Source organism: Mesorhizobium sp. J18, from assembly GCF_007829525.1.
Lineage (GTDB): Bacteria > Pseudomonadota > Alphaproteobacteria > Rhizobiales > Rhizobiaceae > VLJP01.
Genome location: NZ_VLJP01000067.1, coordinates 30,001 through 47,781, shown reverse-complemented (window position 1 = coordinate 47,781; position 17,781 = coordinate 30,001). Strand labels below are relative to the sequence as shown.

Annotated in this window: 14 protein-coding genes (1 of these 14 only partly in view); 12 read left to right on the top strand and 2 right to left on the bottom strand. The window is 62.1% G+C overall.

The genetic code is table 11. From position 1 onward, the window contains the following. The first annotated feature begins 9 nt into the window (after positions 1-9). Genes grxC through L598_RS18660 form a run of 4 tightly spaced genes read left to right on the top strand, consistent with a single transcriptional unit; the run spans position 10 to position 2,521 of the window. The gene (gene grxC, locus L598_RS18675; RefSeq protein ID WP_144865078.1) at positions 10-288 is read left to right on the top strand and encodes a glutaredoxin 3; all 279 of its coding nucleotides are present in this window, start codon (positions 10-12) and stop codon (positions 286-288) included. Further along, positions 285-1,154, top strand: a complete 870-nt coding sequence (locus tag L598_RS18670) for a carbon-nitrogen hydrolase family protein (RefSeq protein ID WP_144865076.1) — start codon at positions 285-287, stop codon at positions 1,152-1,154. The genes grxC and L598_RS18670 overlap by 4 nt, the downstream gene beginning before the upstream one ends. After that, complete coding sequence (locus L598_RS18665) at positions 1,151-1,576, top strand: DUF1178 family protein (RefSeq protein ID WP_144865074.1); 426 nt, start codon at positions 1,151-1,153, stop codon at positions 1,574-1,576. Before L598_RS18670 ends, L598_RS18665 begins: the two co-directional genes overlap by 4 nt. 39 nt (positions 1,577-1,615) lie before the next feature. Further along, complete coding sequence (locus L598_RS18660) at positions 1,616-2,521, top strand: DMT family transporter (RefSeq protein ID WP_144865072.1); 906 nt, start codon at positions 1,616-1,618, stop codon at positions 2,519-2,521. Here L598_RS18660 and ubiG read toward each other — a convergent pair. After that, positions 2,506-3,276 (bottom strand): bifunctional 2-polyprenyl-6-hydroxyphenol methylase/3-demethylubiquinol 3-O-methyltransferase UbiG, encoded by a 771-nt coding sequence (ubiG, locus tag L598_RS18655; protein ID WP_144865070.1) that lies wholly within the window; start codon positions 3,274-3,276, stop codon positions 2,506-2,508. The two genes, L598_RS18660 and ubiG, sit on opposite strands and share 16 nt — an antisense overlap. 216 nt (positions 3,277-3,492) lie before the next feature. Between ubiG and L598_RS18650 the strand changes: the two genes are divergently transcribed. The 8 genes from L598_RS18650 (at position 3,493) to L598_RS18615 (ending at position 16,197) form a co-directional block, all read left to right on the top strand. Next, a complete protein-coding gene (locus L598_RS18650; RefSeq protein ID WP_144865067.1) occupies positions 3,493-4,767 on the top strand; it encodes an aspartate kinase in 1,275 nt (424 codons plus the stop codon). A 78-nt stretch (positions 4,768-4,845) separates the two neighbouring features. Continuing rightward, positions 4,846-7,116 (top strand): phosphoenolpyruvate--protein phosphotransferase, encoded by a 2,271-nt coding sequence (gene ptsP, locus L598_RS18645; protein WP_144865065.1) that lies wholly within the window; start codon positions 4,846-4,848, stop codon positions 7,114-7,116. A 13-nt stretch (positions 7,117-7,129) separates the two neighbouring features. Then, positions 7,130-8,209 carry a peptide chain release factor 1 gene (gene prfA / locus L598_RS18640; protein ID WP_144865063.1) on the top strand — a complete coding sequence of 360 codons (1,080 nt, stop codon included), beginning with the start codon at positions 7,130-7,132 and terminating at the stop codon, positions 8,207-8,209. Then, positions 8,202-9,095: a peptide chain release factor N(5)-glutamine methyltransferase gene (gene prmC / locus L598_RS18635; protein ID WP_144865061.1), complete on the top strand. Its 894-nt coding sequence runs from the start codon at positions 8,202-8,204 to the stop codon at positions 9,093-9,095. The genes prfA and prmC overlap by 8 nt, the downstream gene beginning before the upstream one ends. A gap of 283 nt (positions 9,096-9,378) precedes the next feature. After that, on the top strand, positions 9,379-10,059 hold the full coding sequence (locus L598_RS18630; protein ID WP_144865059.1) for a DUF4167 domain-containing protein: 681 nt from the start codon (positions 9,379-9,381) through the stop codon (positions 10,057-10,059). Between the two features lie 226 nt (positions 10,060-10,285). Next, a complete protein-coding gene (gene clpB / locus L598_RS18625; protein WP_144865057.1) occupies positions 10,286-12,892 on the top strand; it encodes an ATP-dependent chaperone ClpB in 2,607 nt (868 codons plus the stop codon). A 143-nt stretch (positions 12,893-13,035) separates the two neighbouring features. After that, on the top strand, positions 13,036-14,520 hold the full coding sequence (locus L598_RS18620; protein WP_144865301.1) for a L,D-transpeptidase: 1,485 nt from the start codon (positions 13,036-13,038) through the stop codon (positions 14,518-14,520). A gap of 108 nt (positions 14,521-14,628) precedes the next feature. Then, positions 14,629-16,197: an MFS transporter gene (locus tag L598_RS18615; protein ID WP_144865055.1), complete on the top strand. Its 1,569-nt coding sequence runs from the start codon at positions 14,629-14,631 to the stop codon at positions 16,195-16,197. Here L598_RS18615 and L598_RS18610 read toward each other — a convergent pair. Then, positions 16,194-17,781 carry the 3' portion of a M23 family metallopeptidase gene (locus L598_RS18610; protein ID WP_144865053.1) on the bottom strand. It continues 350 nt past the right edge of the window, so the window shows 1,588 of its 1,938 coding nt (coding positions 351-1,938); its start codon lies beyond the right edge, outside the window; its stop codon occupies positions 16,194-16,196. The genes L598_RS18615 and L598_RS18610 overlap by 4 nt on opposite strands.

The following is a 17,781-nucleotide window of genomic DNA, read 5'->3' as shown; positions in this document are numbered from 1 at the left end:
GAACCGATCATGGTCGATGTCACGATCTATACCCGCGCGATGTGCGGCTACTGTGCGGCGGCAAAGCGCCTCCTCGACAGGAAGGGCGTGAACTATACCGAGCACGATGCGAGTTTTTCGCCGGAGCTGCGCCGGGAAATGATTCAGCGCGCCAATGGCCGCTCGACCTTCCCGCAGATCTTCATCGGGGAGACGCATATTGGCGGCTCCGACGATCTGCATGCACTGGAGCAAGCCGGCAAGCTCGATGCTCTGCTTGCCGGAGAACCCTTGCAGGAGACGCGATGACCAATTTGCGCATTGCCGCCATTCAGATGCGTTCGGGTACCGATCCCGAAAGAAATGCCGAAATTTTCGAGCAGTTTGTCCGGGAAGCGGCCGGGAAGGGCGCCGTCTACGTTCAGTCGCCGGAGATGACGGGCATCCTCGTGCGCTCCCGCGAAGAATTGCTGGCCAAGATCAAGGGCGAAAAGGACGATCCGATCGCCCTTAAGGCAGCCGCCCTAGCAGCGGAGCTGTCGATCTTTGTCCATGTGGGCTCGACGGCGGTGGCGCTTAACGACGGCAAGGTCGCCAACCGGGCTTTCCTTTTCGCTCCCGACGGTTCGCTGGTCACGACATATGACAAGATCCATATGTTCGATGTCGATCTCGACAAGGGCGAAAGCTGGCGCGAATCGGCCACCTATCAGCCAGGAAGCCGGGCAGTCGTCGCAGAGATGCCTTTTGGCCGGATGGGTCTAGCGATCTGCTATGATCTGCGGTTCCCGCAGCTTTTCCGCGCGCAGGCGCTTGCCGGCGCGCGGATGCTGACCGTGCCTGCGGCCTTTACCCGGCAGACGGGGGAGGCGCATTGGCACGTGCTTCTGCGCGCCCGCGCCATTGAGAATGGCGCCTGGGTCGTGGCGGCGGCGCAGGGCGGAAAACACGAGGATGGCCGGGAGACCTTCGGCCATTCCATGGTCGTCGATCCCTGGGGGCGGATTGTGGCCGAGGCCGACCATGACGAACCCGGAGTGATCGTCGCCGACATCGATATCGCCGCGTCGGAAGAAGCGCGCCGGAAAATCCCCAATCTCAGGAATTCGCGGGAATTTTCGCTGGAGACCGCGGAGATGGCGCGAAGCGCAGAACCTGAAAGGGCCGCCTCGTGATCCGCTTTGCTCTCACTTGCGAGCAGGACCACGAATTCGAGGCCTGGTTCCGCAACAATGACGATTTCGATGCGCAGAAGCAGCGCAAGCTGGTGACCTGCCCGCACTGCGGCTCGACCAAAGTGGAAAAGGGGCTGATGGCGCCTGCCGTCTCGACCGGCCGCAAGAAGGCTCAGATGGCGTTCGCCATGGGCGAGGAGCAGAAGCGGGTCATGGCGCAGCTCAAGGCACTGGCCGAGAAAATCCGCGAGAATGCGGATTATGTCGGCGACAGGTTCGCGGAGGAAGCCCGCAGGATTCATTTCGGAGAGGCCGAGGCGCGCGGTATTTATGGCGAGGCGACCTTGGAGCAGGCAAGAAGCCTCGCGGAGGAGGGCGTGGAATTCATGCCGCTGCCGACATTCCCCGACGATCACAATTGATCGAATTTCCCTGACCGCAGATATTCAGGAACACGCAGCATGGGGATCTGGAATTCCGCCGTTGGTCTCCTGCTCGTGACTGGTGCCTTCCTCAGCGTTTCCCTTCCCCTCGGCAAGATGGCCACCGCAGCAGGCGTGAGTGCGCCGGCATGGTCCTTCGTCATCTCCTTCGGCGCTGGCATTCTGCTTCTTCCGGCGCTGCTCGCCAGCAGCAAGGCCAGGCTACCGAACGCGCACAAGCTGCGCTATTTCTTCATAACGGCGGCAATTTCCTATGCCCTGCCGAACCTGATCCTGTTCCTTGTCATACCGCGGCTCGGATCGGGATATTCGGGCATCATGTTTACGCTGTCGCCGGTGATAACGCTGGCAATGTCTATCGCCCTCAGGCTGCGCAGGCCGAATGCTCTCGGCATCACGGGCATTGGCGTCGGCTTTGCCGGAGCGATGATGGTAGCGCTGTCACGTGGCGAGGCGGGACGCCCGGCGGAGCTCGTCTGGGTTGCTGTGGCGCTTGTCATTCCGGTGCTTCTCGCTTCGGGGAATATCTACCGCACGCTCGACTGGCCGCCGGAAAGCAGCCCGCTCGAGCTCGCCGTCGGAAGCCATGTCGCCTCGGCCCTGATGCTGCTCACGGGCATGGTCATGATCGGTGACGGCATTCCCGTCGCGCTGCTCGGCGAAATCCCTCTGGCGGTTATCGCGCAGGGGACTGCGGCGGCGGTGATGTTCGTCTTCTTCTTTCGCCTGCAGACGGTCGGCGGCCCGGTCTATCTGAGCCAGATCGGCTATGTGGCGGCGGCGATCGGTCTTGTGATCGGCACGGCCGTCTTCGGCGAACGCTATCCGACCGTCACCTGGCTTGGCGCTGCGATCATCACCATCGGCGTCTTGCTGACGACGCTGGCCCAGCAGGCCGAGGAGCGCCGTCAGGCCGCGGGCTGAGCCTGTTCAGCTGCAACTTTCTCGGCGAGCACCATGTAATTGACGTCCATGTCGCGCGAGCGTTGCCAACGGTCCGCCAGGGGATTGTAGACCACGCCGGTCCGGTCCTTGATCGTCATGCCGGCTGCAGCCAGCGCGCGCTCCAGCTCCTCCGGCCGGACGAGCTTCGAATATTCATGGGTGCCGCGCGGCAGCCAGCGCAGGACATATTCCGCGCCGATGATCGCGAGGCCCAGCGCCTTCAGCGTGCGGTTGATCGTGGCGACGAACATGATGCCGCCCGGATCAAGCATTTCGGCGCATTTGGCGATGAAGAGGTCCTTGTCGGCGACATGCTCGATAACCTCCATGTTGAGAATGACGTCGAATTTCTCGCCGGAATCGGCAAGCTCTTCCGCCGTCGCCATGCGATAGTCGATCTTCACATTGCCTTCGGCGGCATGAAGCCGAGCGATCTCGATATTGGTCTCGGAGGCGTCGGCTCCCACCACATCGGCGCCGAGACGGGCCATCGGCTCACACAGCAGACCGCCGCCGCATCCGATATCGAGAAAACGAAGTCCCTCGAATGGCTTGGCTGCACGCGGGTCACGGCCGAAATGTGCCGCGACGCTGTCACGGATGAAGCCAAGGCGCACAGGATTGAACTTGTGCAGCGTGCGGAATTTTCCGTTCGGGTTCCACCATTCGGCGGCAAGAGCAGAGAAGCGCTCGATTTCTCCGGCGTCGATGGTCGTTCGTCGGGCTTCGGGCATGTGGCATGGCCTCCTCTTGGAACGCAAACAAGTCGGTTCGAAGCGAGCCGATGTCAAGCCGCGATTGTGAGAGCGGTCGAAAGGTGGAGTGCGCGCCTCGCTTGCGGAAGGCGCGCCTATTGGATATGGAAACCGCGCCGCCATCGGCGGCGAAACATCTTTTCCAACTTTTCCGGGAGCTTCCCGGGCCACCTGCGAAGAAGGCTTTTCGCGACCATGGCGCGCATCGTGATGAAATTCGGCGGTACTTCCGTCGCCGATCTCACCCGCATTCACAATGTGGCGCGGCATGTCAAACGCGAGGTCGATGCGGGCCATGAGGTGGCCGTGGTCGTCTCCGCCATGGCCGGCAAGACGAATGAACTCGTCGCCTGGGCGCAGGGTATGCCGAAGGCGACCGGCTCCAGCACCCCGTTCTACGACGCGCGCGAATATGATGCGATCGTAGCCTCCGGCGAGCAGGTGACGGCCGGCCTTCTGGCGATCGCCTTGCAATCGATCGGCGTCGATGCGCGTTCCTGGCAGGGGTGGCAGATCCCGATTCGTACCGACAACGCCCATGGAGCGGCGCGGATTCTCGACATAGACGGCAGCGAACTGGTGCGCCGCATGGGGCTGGGGCAGGTCGCCGTCGTTACGGGCTTCCAGGGCATCGGGCCCGACAACCGCATCGCCACTCTCGGGCGAGGCGGCTCCGATACCAGCGCCGTTGCCATTGCCGCCGCATTGAAGGCCGATCGGTGCGATATCTATACGGATGTGGACGGCGTCTACACGACCGATCCGCGGATCGAGCCCAAGGCGCGGCGGCTTGCCAAGATTTCCTTCGAGGAAATGCTGGAGATGGCCTCGCTGGGCGCAAAGGTGCTGCAGGTGCGCTCGGTCGAACTGGCGATGGTGCACAAGGTGCGGACGTTTGTCCGCTCCTCATTCGAGGAACCCGATGCGCCGGGCATGGGAGATTTCGACAATCCGCCCGGAACGCTCATTTGCGACGAGGATGAAATCGTGGAACAGCAAGTCGTCACCGGCATCGCCTATGCCAAGGACGAGGCCCAGATCTCGCTGCGTCGGGTCGATGATCGACCGGGCGTGGCGGCAGGGATATTCGGGCCGCTGGCCGAGGCCAATATCAATGTCGACATGATCGTCCAGAACATTTCCGAGGACGGTTCGCGCACCGACATGACCTTCACCGTGCCGTCGGGCGATGTGGACAAGGCGCTTGCCGTCCTGGAAAAGAATCGCGCCACGGTCGGCTTCGACGCCGTTCAGTCCGAGGCGGGGATGGTAAAAGTTTCGGTGATCGGAATAGGTATGCGCAGCCATGCGGGCGTGGCGGCCACTGCCTTCAAGGCCTTGGCGGAAAAGGGCATAAATATCCGCGCCATCACCACGTCGGAGATAAAAATTTCTATCCTGATCGACGGCCCCTATGCAGAACTGGCCGTACGGACTTTGCATTCCGTCTACGGTCTGGATAAGCAATAGTAGAAGCAAGAGCCAGCGACCGGCGAGAGGGTGCCGTCATGCTGGCGGGGCCCTCCGGGGCCGTTGGAGAGCACCACCATGGGAGATACGACCGCAGGTCCGCGCGTATTGCTGAGACGGCTCCGCGAGCTCATGGCGGAGCCGCTCGAGCCGCAGGAGCGTCTCGACCGCATTGTGCGTGAGATCGCCCGCAATGTGGTGGCCGAGGTCTGCTCGCTCTATATCCTGCGTGCTGATTCGGTGCTCGAGCTCTATGCAACGGAAGGCCTGAATCCGGGTTCCGTCCACCTGGCGCAGCTTCGTCTCGGACAGGGCCTTGTCGGCACGATCGCCGCCAGCGCCCGGCCGCTCAATCTTTCCGACGCGCAGAAGCATCCGGCTTTCGCTTATCTGCCGGAGACGGGAGAGGAGATCTACAACTCCTTTCTTGGCGTGCCGGTTTTGCGCGCCGGACGCACTCTAGGTGTTCTGGTGGTGCAGAACCGGACCAATCGTCACTACCGCGAAGACGAAGTGGAGGCGCTTGAAACCACCGCCATGGTGATCGCCGAGATGATCGCGACCGGCGATCTGGCGCGCCTTACCCGGCCCGGGATCGAACTCGACCTGCGGCGTCCGATGAGCTTCACCGGGCTTCCCTTCAACGATGGCATCGGCCTCGGCCATGTGGTGCTGCACGAGCCGCGTATCGTTGTCACCAATCTTTTTAACGAGGATACCGACGAGGAACTCGAGCGGCTCGAGACGGCGTTGAGTTCTCTCAGGCTGTCGATCGACGACATGCTGTCGCGACGCGACGTCGCCTTCGAGGGCGAGCATCGGGCGGTTCTGGAAGCCTATCGGATGTTCGCCAATGATCGCGGCTGGGTGCGGCGCCTCGAAGAAGCGATCCGCAACGGGCTCACGGCGGAGGCGGCAGTCGAGAAGGTGCAGAGCGACATGCGGGCCCGCATGCTGCACATGACCGATCCCTATCTGCGCGAGCGCATGAGCGATTTCGATGATCTGGCGAACAGGCTCCTGCGCCAGCTCATGGGGCGCGGACCGGAGGACATTGCCGAGATTCTGCCAAAGGATGCGATCGTCGTTGCCCGCTCGATGGGGGCGGCGGAATTACTCGACTACCCCCGGCACAAGCTGCGGGGCCTCGTGCTGGAGGAGGGTGCGCCGACCAGCCATATTGTCATCGTGGCGCGCGCCATCGGCATACCGACCGTCGGGCAGGTCATGGGCGTCGTCTCCATGTCGGAAAACGGCGATGCGATCATCGTAGACGGCGAGGATGGACGCGTGCATCTGCGTCCGCAGAACGACGTCGAGGCGGCCTATGCGGAAAAGGTGCGCTTCCGGGCGCGGCGCCAGAAGCTTTACCGCGAGCTGCGCGACAAGCCTTCCGAGACGAAGGACGGCGTGCCGGTCACGCTGCTGATGAATGCCGGACTGGCTGTCGACCTGCCGCAACTTGAGCAGTCGGGCGCGGCCGGGATAGGCCTTTTCCGCACCGAGCTCCAGTTCATGGTAGCGCTGACATTCCCGCGCGCCGAAGCGCAGGAGCGGCTTTACCGCGAAGTGTTGGACGCGGCAGGRGGCAAGCCGGTCACCTTCCGCACGATCGACATAGGCGGCGACAAGGTGCTGCCTTACTTCAAGGGAGCCGGACCGGAGGAAAACCCCGCGCTCGGCTGGCGCGCGATTCGGCTGACGCTGGACAGGCCCGGCCTTTTGCGCACCCAGATCCGTGCCTTGCTGAAGGCCGCCGGCGGGCGCGAATTGCGCCTCATGCTGCCGATGGTGACGGAAATCGGCGAGATAAGGCAAGCGCGCGAGATCATCGACCGGGAAGTGCGGCATCTTTCCCGTTTCGCCCACCATCTGCCGACGAGCCTGAAGCTCGGCGCCATGGTCGAGGTGCCCTCGCTTCTGTGGCAGTTGGAGGAACTGATGCAGGCGGTCGACTTCGTTTCCGTCGGCTCCAACGATCTCTTCCAGTTCGTGACGGCAAGCGACCGGGGCAATACCCGTGTTGCCGACCGGTTCGATCCGTTGAGCGTGCCGTTCCTGAGGCTCCTGCGGCAGATCGTGGTCGCCGGCGAGGAGATGCATACGCCGGTGACCCTCTGCGGCGAACTGGCCGGTCGGCCAATATCGGCGCTGGCGCTACTAGGCATAGGTTATCGCTCAATATCCATGTCGCCGGCGGCGATCGGTCCGGTGAAGGCGATGGTTTGCGAATTGCCACTGGCAGAATTGACGGCCCTTATGGACGATGCTCTTGCGAACCACGGACCGGTTTCCGATATCCGAGCCGTTCTCCACGACTTTGCCGAGAAGCACGACATTCCTCTGTGAAAAGCCACACCCTATGACTGCATTGCCGCGCGACCGCATGGATCAGGTGCTGAAGCGTTTCGAACTGCTCGAAGCGCAGATGGCGGCTGGCCCGTCGCCGGATGCCTACGTGAAGCTCGCCTCCGAATATGCCGATTTGCAGGACATGGCCGGCAAGATCCGCGAACTGAACAGGGCCGAAAGCGAGCGGGCCGACCTGACGAGCATGATCGAGGACAAGACGACAGAGCGCGAGATGCGCGAACTCGCCGAAGCCGATCTTGCCGAGGTCGAGGAGCGCATCGAAGGGCTGGAAGAAGAAATCCAGATCCTGCTCTTGCCGAAGGATGCTGCGGACGACAAGAACGCCATTCTGGAGATTCGCGCCGGGACCGGCGGCGACGAGGCCGCGCTTTTCGCCGGCGATCTCTTCCGCATGTATGAGCGCTATGCGGCCACGCGGGGGTGGCGAATCGAGATCGTGTCGGCCAGCGAAGGTGAGGCGGGCGGCTACAAGGAAATCATCGCCACGGTCTCGGGCAAGGGTGTTTTCTCGCGGCTGAAATTCGAATCCGGCGTGCATCGGGTGCAGCGCGTGCCGGAGACGGAAGCGCAGGGACGCATCCATACTTCGGCGGCAACCGTGGCCGTGCTGCCGGAGGCCGAAGAGGTCGATGTAGATATCCGCCCGGAAGACATCCGCATCGACACAATGCGAGCCTCGGGCGCTGGCGGCCAGCATGTGAACACCACGGACTCGGCAGTCCGCATCACCCACCTGCCGACCGGCATCGTGGTGGTGCAGGCGGAAAAGTCGCAGCATCAGAACAGGGCGCGCGCCATGCAGATTCTCCGCGCGCGGCTTTTCGACATGCAGCGCATGAAGGCGGCGGACGAGAGGTCCGAGGCGCGGCGGCTGCAGGTCGGCTCCGGCGATCGCTCCGAGCGCATCCGCACCTACAATTTCCCGCAAGGCCGGCTGACGGACCATCGCATCAACCTGACCCTCTACAAGCTCGACCGGGTGATGGAAGGCGATCTCGACGAGGTCATCGACGCGCTCATCTCCGATCACCAGGCGAAGCTGCTGGCGGAAGTGGGCACGGATGGATGAGGCAGGCAGGGTCGTGACACTTGGCCTTATGCTGGCCGAAGCACGGAACCGGCTGCAAAGTGCCGGCGTGACGGAAGCGGCCCTGGATGCGAGGCTCCTGGTGGAGCATTTCACAGGAACCACGCGCACCGAGGCATTAGCGTCGCCCGGGAAAGCCCTACCGGCGAACGAGGTCGAGGCGGTCCGCGGTGCCGTGGAGCGTCGCCTGAAGGGCGAACCGGTGCATCGCATCCTCGGCTATCGCGAATTCTACGGAATGCGGCTCCAGCTTTCGCCCGGTACCCTCGAACCGCGCCCGGATACGGAGACGCTGGTCGATCTGGTTCTGCCCTTCGCGCGTCATGCGACGGAAGCACATGGCGAATGCCGTATCCTAGACATCGGCACGGGAACGGGGGCGATAGCCTTGGCACTGCTCGGCCAATTGCCCATGGCGCATGCAGTGGCCACAGATATTTCATCCGACGCGCTTGCAACCGCCAGGACGAATGCCGATATAATGGGGCATGGCGAGCGTTTTGAACCGGTTCTGTCCGATTGGTTCGCAAAAGTGAGTAGGCGATTTCATGTGATCGTCTCAAACCCGCCTTATATCTCGACTGCCGTATTGAATGATCTTGCGCGAGAAGTGCGCGATTTCGACCCGAGAGCGGCTCTCGATGGAGGACCGGACGGTTTGGATGCCTACAGGATCATCGCGACCCAGGCGAAGCGCCATCTTGTCGATGGCGGCATCGTGGGGGTCGAGATCGGGTATGATCAGCGGGATGCGGTAACATCGCTCTTTGCCTCTCTCGGATATGCCGAAATGGCTCATGGCCGTGATCTTGGGGGGCATGACCGGGCATTGATTTTCGGTCGGGCGGAAGACGTTGACGGCGCATGAAAAAATACTTGGCAAGGTTGCCGAATGCGGCTAGGTTCCGGCTACCGGATGAAACGAAGCAGGCAGTGCCGTTATCGATTCGGTTCCCGCGGACAAGCTGCCTTCTTGCGTAAGCGACGCCTTGGCTTCGTGCGGGGATCGTCCGGCTTGTGAAACGAACCGAACAGGATGACGTTCACGGAAGCGCACGTGTGTGCGGCTCGCCGTTTGAGAGAAAATCTGAGGGATACGGTCGGGCCGTGTTCCCCGAACAATCGCAATCATCTCGAAAAAAGAGAATGGAATGAGGCCACAACAGCAGAACAGGCGTATGCGCGGACGCGGCAACAACAATAACAACCGCAAGGGTCCAAATCCGCTCACCCGCAGCTACGAGAGCAACGGCCCCGACGTGAAAATCCGCGGCACGGCACAGCAGATCGCCGACAAATACGCCGCTCTGGCGCGGGATGCGCAGAGTTCCGGCGACCGCGTCATGGCTGAAAATTATCTGCAGCATGCCGAGCACTATAATCGCATCATCGCAGCCGCTCAGGCGCAGCAACAACAGCAGCAGAGCCGCGAAATCGATGACGATATGGATGAGCGCGACGAGTATGAAGCTGCGGCCGGTTCCGGCGGCCGCGAGCGGCAAAGGGTGAATGACGGCTCTGGCCCGCAGCCCGTGATTGACGGAACACCGGCTGAAATCGCCCTCAACCAGCAGTCTGCCGCCGCCAATGGCGCCAATGGTCACGATCCTTCACCGGCGAACGGTTTGGAAGCGAACGGTGCGGAAGCGGCTGAGAAACCCGACGCCCAGGAAAATGTCCAAGCTGCGGAAGCCAGCGAGGAACAGCCCCCTCGCCGGACCCGGCGTCCGCGCCGCACGACGACGCGCAGCCGCAGCAAGGACGAAAGCGCGCAGGCTTCGGCCGAGGCCGGCAGCGAGGGCGAGACCTCCCATGTGGAAGCTGCGCAGTAACAGCTTTCCCTGGAAGATATATCGATTTGGGGAAGCGGCGGTTTTTCCGCCGCTTTTCGTTTATGCCGCCCACTTGAGAGGTGCTTGTCTCGTCCCCATATCGGAAGAAGTTGGACCCGCCGAACAAAGCGGATCACGACGGGTTAACCATCGTGGTTCGAGGGGGTCTGTCACCTTCAACTGATCCGGTGCCGCAAAGCGGGCTGGTGATGGCATGGAGACATTCATGAACCTGGAAAAATATTCTGAACGGGTCAGAGGATTCATCCAGTCGGCCCAAACCCTCGCTCTTTCGAGGAATCATCAGCAATTCACACCGGAGCACCTTCTGAAGGTGCTTGTCGATGACGAGGAAGGGTTTGTCGCCTCGCTGATCGAGCGCGCCGGGGGCAATGCCCGCGACATAAGGCTCGGGGTCGAATCGGCCCTTGAGGCCATGCCCAAGGTGGAAGGCGGCAACGGCCAGCTCTATCTGGCGCAACCGCTCGCCAAGGTGTTTGCGACCGCTGAGGAGGTGGCGAAGAAGGCGGGTGACAGCTACGTCACCGTCGAACGGCTGCTGCAGGCGCTGGCAATGGAGAGATCGGCCAAGTCGGCCGACATCCTGACCAAGGCCGGCGTGACGCCGACGGCTCTCAAGCAGGTCATCAACGAGGTCCGCAAAGGCCGCACCGCCGATACGGCGAGTGCGGAGCAGGGCTATGACGCCTTGAAGAAATATGCGCGCGACCTGACGGCGGATGCGCGTTCCGGCCGGCTTGACCCCGTGATCGGGCGCGACGACGAGATCAGGCGCACGATTCAGGTGCTTTCGCGCCGCACGAAGAACAACCCGGTGCTGATCGGCGAGCCGGGCGTCGGCAAGACCGCGATCGCTGAAGGCTTGGCGTTGCGCATCATCAATGGCGATGTGCCCGAATCGCTCAAGGACAAGCAGCTCATGGCGCTCGACATGGGCGCGCTGATCGCCGGCGCCAAATATCGCGGCGAGTTCGAGGAGCGTTTGAAGGCGGTTCTGTCGGAAATCACCGCGGCGAACGGCAATATCATTCTCTTCATCGACGAGATGCACACTCTGGTCGGTGCCGGCAAGGCGGACGGCGCGATGGACGCGTCGAACCTGCTCAAGCCGGCTTTGGCGCGCGGCGAACTCCACTGCGTCGGCGCCACCACGCTCGACGAGTACCGCAAGCATGTCGAGAAGGATGCGGCCCTTGCCCGCCGGTTCCAGCCCGTCTTCGTGGACGAGCCGACTGTGGAGGACACGGTTTCCATCCTGCGCGGGCTAAAGGAGAAGTATGAGCAGCACCACAAGGTGCGCATTTCCGACTCGGCGCTTGTCTCGGCCGCTACCCTGTCGAACCGCTATATCACCGACCGTTTCTTGCCTGACAAGGCGATCGACCTCGTCGACGAGGCGGCTTCGCGGCTTCGCATGCAGGTAGATTCCAAGCCGGAAGAGCTCGACGAGCTCGATCGGCGCATAATGCAGCTCAAGATCGAGCGCGAGGCCCTGAAGGTCGAGAAGGATGAGGCATCGAAGGACCGTCTCGCCCGGCTGGAAAAGGAGCTTGCCGATCTCGAGGAAGAATCCACTCGCCTGACGAATGCCTGGGCGGCGGAGAAGGAGAAGCTCGGTCTGGCCGCCGATTTGAAGCGGCAGCTCGACGAAGCGCGCAACGAGCTGGCTATCGCGCAGCGCCGCGGCGAATTTCAGCGGGCGGGCGAACTGGCTTATGGCCGCATTCCGGAGCTTGAGAAGAAGCTGAAGGAGGCCGAGGCGAATGACGGCAAGGGCGGCATGGTCGAGGAAACCGTGACGCCGGATCACATTGCCCAGATCGTCTCGCGCTGGACCGGCATTCCGGTCGACAAGATGCTGGAAGGCGAGCGCGAGAAGCTTTTGCGCATGGAAGACGAGATCGCCAAGCGGGTCGTCGGCCAGGGCGAGGCCGTTCAGGCGGTATCGAAGGCGGTTCGCCGTGCACGTGCCGGACTGCAGGACCCGAACCGGCCAATCGGCTCCTTCATGTTCCTCGGTCCCACCGGCGTCGGCAAGACCGAGCTCACCAAGGCGCTCGCCAATTTCCTCTTCGACGACGAGCAGGCCATGGTGCGCATCGACATGTCGGAATTCATGGAGAAGCATTCCGTGGCCCGCCTGATCGGCGCTCCTCCCGGCTATGTCGGCTATGAGGAAGGTGGCGTCCTGACCGAATCGGTACGCCGGCGGCCGTATCAGGTCATCCTCTTCGATGAGATCGAAAAGGCGCATCCGGATGTCTTCAACGTGCTGCTGCAGGTTCTCGATGACGGCAGACTGACCGACGGACAGGGTCGCACGGTCGATTTCCGCAATACGCTGATCGTGATGACGTCCAATCTCGGCGCCGAATATCTCGTCAATCTCGGCGAGGGTGAGGATGTCGACAAGGTTCGCGACGAGGTAATGGGCGTTGTGCGGGCGTCGTTCCGGCCGGAATTCCTCAACCGCGTGGATGAGATCATCCTGTTCCACAGGCTGCGCAGACAGGACATGGGGCAGATCGTGGAAATTCAGCTCAAAAGGCTGGAGAATCTGCTTGCCGACCGCAAGATCAGGCTCGATCTCGATCAGGAAGCGATCGACTGGCTGGCGGCGAAGGGTTACGATCCAGCCTATGGTGCCCGCCCGCTGAAGCGGGTGATTCAGAAGGAGCTTCAGGATCCGCTGGCGGAGAAGATCCTGCTCGGAGAGATCCTCGACGGCTCAACGGTCAAGATCACGGCGGGCTCGGACCGTCTGATCTTTCGGTCTAAGCCGACATCGGCGCAGACGGACAAGGCAGCGTAAATCCTGCGGTCCCCAATCTTGAATGGCCGCCTCTGGCGGCCATTTTCATGTCCGGTTCATCTGTCAAATACAATAAAGTATCGGTCAGCCGCCGGCAGGAGGCGGACAAGGCTGGAGACGAGGCAAAGCGGGATAGAGGCATGATGTCGAGGGCGGCTTTTCTGGCACTCCTTTCGCTTCTGGCGATGGCGCATAGCGCAACGGCACTGCCGCGTACCGGAGGCATGAGCATGGAAGGGCGCGGGCCGGTTTCTCTGCAACTGGTCCAGATGCCGATTTTCGATGTCTATATAGATGGCTACGGACGGGAGGTGGTGGTCGATTCGCGGACGGGAGAGATCGTCGAAATTCGGCCGCCACGCCGGGTCACGCGGCCGCAACCGCTTGAAGTTCCCGAGCGCGATAGCCGCATCTATGATTTTTCAGATCCGCGCGACATCGAACGCTACCGGCGCGAAAGAGAAGTCGAGCTCGGTCGCCGCGAGCCGCCTCCCGTGAGCGAGGAATTCCGAGACGATTTCAACGGCCCGCCGGATATATATCCCGAAGCGCCGATAGCGCGCGAAGAACCGTCCTACGGGATCGAACGGGACACGGTTCGGCGGGCCCCGCTTGATGATCCGTCGGGCGAACAGATCGGCGAAAATCCGAACGAATCGACGAACAACGAATTTGCCGCGGTGCCGGAACCCAACAGCCAGGAAGGTTCGGATTCGATCCTTGAACCCGGACCATTGCAAACCCTGCCCGGGGGCTCCGGCATCACCGTGCCGATGGCGCGAGGCGCCAGCGAGGAGGTGGCCAAGTTCCAGGTGCTTCTCGACCGGGCAGGTGCCTCGCCGGGTGTCATCGATGGCCAGATCGGCGACAATGTCAACAAAGCGATTGAAGCCTACGAGGAAATCACCGGCCAGAAGCTGAAAACCTATGACAAGAAATGGATCGAGGAGCAGCTTGAGGCGACCGGCGGCCCGGCATTTGTCGAATATACGATCACCGTGCAGGACGCGGCGGGCCCCTATGTGGCTTCCATACCGGAGGATTACGGTGAAAAGGCCCAGCTCGATCATCTCGGTTTCACGTCCGTGTCGGAGGCACTGGCCGAACGCTTCCATATGGATGAGAACTACCTCAAGGCTCTCAATCCTGGGGCGAACTTCAATCGCCCTGGTACGATTATCCGGGTCGTGAATCCCGGCACGCCTGTCAAAACCGAGGTAAAGCGACTGGTTGCCGACAAGAGTCGCAAACAGCTGCTTGCCTATGATGCGGACGACCGCCTGGTGGCGGTCTATCCGGCGACCATCGGCTCGGCGGACACGCCTTCTCCGACCGGCATACACGCGGTCTCACGCGTGGCACTAGACCCGAACTACACCTACAATCCAAAGGTGAATTTCAAGCAGGGCAATAACGACAAGATACTGACCCTTCCTCCGGGTCCGAACGGGCCCGTCGGCTCGGTCTGGATCGCGCTGGATAAACCGACCTATGGTGTCCACGGCACGCCCGAGCCCTCGAAAATCGGAAAAACCAGCTCCCATGGCTGCGTGCGCTTGACCAACTGGGACGCGCAGGAACTCGCGAATCTGGTGAAACCCGGCGTGACAGTGGAATTCGTGGATTGATCTGAGGAGAATCCGGCGCCGTTCGCTGAGCTCCCAAAGGACGCCGATTCGACCATTTCCGTCGCCATGATGCTGTTCGGCCAAGGCAGCCAGCGGTAGCTTTGCGTAATGGAAACATCCGCTGCGCGAACCGCGACCGCTGCTGTGCCCGTATCGAACAGCCGCACATTCTGTCCGCCGGAAGGCCGGCGTTTCGTTCTGATCTCGGCGATTCTCGCCTCATCGATGGGTTTCATCGACGGCTCTGTGGTCTCTTTGGCCATGCCGGCGATCCGCGCGGATCTGGGCGCGTCTCTCGTGGACGCGCAATGGATCAATAACGGCTACATGCTTTTTCTGTCGGCACTCGTGCTCCTGGGTGGCGCCGCGGGCGACGTCTACGGTGTCCGCAACATCTTCGCAGGTGGTATCGCCGTTTTCATGGCGACGTCGCTCCTGTGCGCGCTGGCGCCGGACGGGTCGACGCTGATCATTTTGCGAGCCGCACAAGGAATGGGCGCGGCTTTCATGGTTCCCGGCAGCCTGGCGATCATCGCCAAGGCCTATCCGCCGGCCGAACGCGGGCGGGCGATCGGCATATGGGCGGCGGCTTCGTCGCTCACGACCGCCATGGGGCCGTTTGTCGGCGGGCTGGTTCTTTCCTTCGGGGCTGACTGGATGTGGCGCGTCATCTTTGCCATCAATGTGCCGATCGGCCTCGTGGCATTGATCATGTTGTTCTCGCGCGTGCCGGCCGACAGGCCGAGCGTAGCGAGAAAGCTGGACGGGCCTGGCGCGATTCTTGTCACTGCGGGGCTGGGTCTCGTCGCTTGGGGCCTGACGGCTTTCGGCCTGCCCCAGGACCAGAGGCAAATGCCGCCCGCCGTGTGGCTGGGTGCTGGCATCCTGCTGCTTACCGTTTTCATCTTCTGGGAAAGGCGGGCACGAGTGCCGATGGTCAAGCTCGATCTGTTCCGGTCACGGGCATTCTCGGGGGCGAATCTCTACACGCTGATTCTGTTTCTCGCCTTCAGTGCCGTCCTGTTTTTCCTGCCAATGACGGTGGTTTCGGCCTGGCATGTGCCGGAATGGCAGGCCAGCCTGCTTTTCCTGCCCCTGTCGCTGCTGATCGGCGGTCTTTCCGGCTATGCCGGCAAGCTTGCCGATCTTCACGGGCCAAGATTCCTGCTTACGGCTGGTGCCCTGCTCGTTTCCATATCCTTCGCCGGTGTCGCTGCGACCATGCCCCTGAGGATGATGTGGAGCGTCACGCTGCCATTCCTCGTCGTCATGGGGCTAGGCATGGCAATCCTGGTCTCGCCGCTGTCGACCGCTGTCATGGCTGCCGCCCCGGACGCGGATTCCGGTCTTGCTTCCGGAATAAACAATGCAGTCGCCCGGGCCGGCGGACTGTTGGCGGTGGCCGCACTCGGAGCTGTGGCTGGTATCGTCTACAGCAACGCCATAGGCGAAAGCAGTGTCACGGTGGAATTCGGCGCGTTGCCCCGCCAGCCGCTCGAACCGGCAATGGAGGCAGTTCGGGCAAAGGCGGCGACGCAGGCTTTTCAGGCGATTGCGGTCATCTCGTCAGTGTTCTGCCTTGGCGCAGCAATCGTTGGCTGGATCACGCAGCCCGCCTGGAATCATGCGGCCAACGCGCCGAAAGGAGGTCCGGTCGACAGCAGCGGGACAAATTAATTGCGGCTGGCGACTGTCATTTGTCCCTGGCCGCGCTCCTTCAGCAGCGTGTCGATACGGTCACGCTCGCGCAAGAAGGCTTCCAGTTCGGCACCCTCCAAAGTGCGGCTGTCGGGCAGGCGGACGCGCATCGGGTCCACCTTGCGGCCGTTGACGATGAGCTCATAGTGCAGATGCGGGCCGGTTGCCAGGCCCGTAGAGCCGACATAGCCGATCACCTGACCCTGACGCACGCGCACGCCGGGCCTTATTCCGTTGGCGATGGCGCTCTGATGATTGTAGGAAGTTTCGTAGCCATTGGCATGACGGATGATTGTCTGCCGGCCGTAACCACCGGTCCAGCCGGCCTTTTCCACGACGCCATTGCCGGAAGCAATGATCGGCGTACCCCGTGGGGCCGCCCAGTCGACGCCGGTATGCATGCGCACATAACCGAGGATCGGATGGCGCCGGCCGCCGAAGCCGGACTTGAAGACGCCGTTCGGGACCGGCTTACGGAGCAGGAAGGCTCGTGCGCTACGACCTTCTGAATCGAAATAATCGACCGTACCGTCTTCGAGTTGGAAGCGATAGAAGTTGCGCGTATTGCCGCCGAAGGTCGCGCTAACATAAAGCAGTTCCGACTGATCAGTGGCCTTGTCGTCGGGTCCCGGCTGCGAGAAGAAGACCTCGAGGCGGTCCGAGGGATTGAGCCGGGACTGAAAGTCGATATCCGAAGCGAGCAGCCGGATGAGCTGCCTGGTCATCGTGGGCGTCAATCCGTAGGAATAGGCGGCGCGATAAAGGCCGTCATAGGCGCGGGGCAGTTCCCCGCGCGTGCGAATGGGCTGCGGCCGGTTTTCGAACGCGGCCAGAATTTCCGGATTGAGCTCCGGCTCCTCGGCCGGGACGAACTGTTCGCGATCGTTCAACGCGATAGTGACGATGTGCTGCTTCTCGTCATAGACGCTGGTGCGAACGACGCGGGTTTCCTCGTCGCTAGTGACCAGCCCCAGCCGAAGCACGGTGCCGGCCTTGAGGGCGGTCGTATTCAGGATCTTGCTGATTGCATCAGCCATGTCGGCGGCATTCTGGGATTCGTAGCCGGACTGGACGAAGGCCTCGTCGATCGACTTGTCCGCATTGAAAGCAATGATGTCCTCGGCGAACTCCGTTTCCGCCTCGCCGGGCATGTCGCGCGGCGCGACCGAAACATTCTCCTGAACGATGCGCACGCCATAGGCTGCCGAAAGCGCTTGGGTGGAGAGGGTATCGCCGAAGCGCTGCGGATCGACATAGTGGAGGGATGCGACCTGGACATCGCCCTCGGTCAGGATGGCGCCGGTGTTGCGAACGACGCGTTCCACCTCGTCGGCGCTCAATCCACCCTTTTCCTCGAACATGGCAGAGGAGAAGGGGAAATCGCTCGTGCGCAGGCTGACTTCGCTTTCCACCTTGGCGCCGTAAATGAGTCCCGTACGGGCCGTCTGAACGGCGCCATCTTCGGCAAAGACGGCAAGAGGGTCGAAGGGCGGATAGTCCTTGGTCGTCGCATGCGGTGCAGCCAGGGACATGCTGACATGGACGAAGGGCATGGTGCGAACG

Excerpts from the sequence above, each read along its gene's own strand:
- ubiG (WP_144865070.1), bottom strand. The coding sequence starts at position 3,276 with ATGCCCGAAGCCCGACGAACGACCATCGACGCCGGAGAAATCGAGCGC.
- clpB (WP_144865057.1), top strand. The coding sequence starts at position 10,286 with ATGAACCTGGAAAAATATTCTGAACGGGTCAGAGGATTCATCCAGTCG.
- L598_RS18615 (WP_144865055.1), top strand. The coding sequence starts at position 14,629 with ATGGAAACATCCGCTGCGCGAACCGCGACCGCTGCTGTGCCCGTATCG.
- L598_RS18650 (WP_144865067.1), top strand. The coding sequence starts at position 3,493 with ATGGCGCGCATCGTGATGAAATTCGGCGGTACTTCCGTCGCCGATCTC.
- prmC (WP_144865061.1), top strand. The coding sequence starts at position 8,202 with ATGGATGAGGCAGGCAGGGTCGTGACACTTGGCCTTATGCTGGCCGAA.
- L598_RS18660 (WP_144865072.1), top strand. The coding sequence starts at position 1,616 with ATGGGGATCTGGAATTCCGCCGTTGGTCTCCTGCTCGTGACTGGTGCC.
- prfA (WP_144865063.1), top strand. The coding sequence starts at position 7,130 with ATGACTGCATTGCCGCGCGACCGCATGGATCAGGTGCTGAAGCGTTTC.
- L598_RS18620 (WP_144865301.1), top strand. The coding sequence starts at position 13,036 with ATGTCGAGGGCGGCTTTTCTGGCACTCCTTTCGCTTCTGGCGATGGCG.
- L598_RS18630 (WP_144865059.1), top strand. The coding sequence starts at position 9,379 with ATGAGGCCACAACAGCAGAACAGGCGTATGCGCGGACGCGGCAACAAC.
- grxC (WP_144865078.1), top strand. The coding sequence starts at position 10 with ATGGTCGATGTCACGATCTATACCCGCGCGATGTGCGGCTACTGTGCG.
- L598_RS18670 (WP_144865076.1), top strand. The coding sequence starts at position 285 with ATGACCAATTTGCGCATTGCCGCCATTCAGATGCGTTCGGGTACCGAT.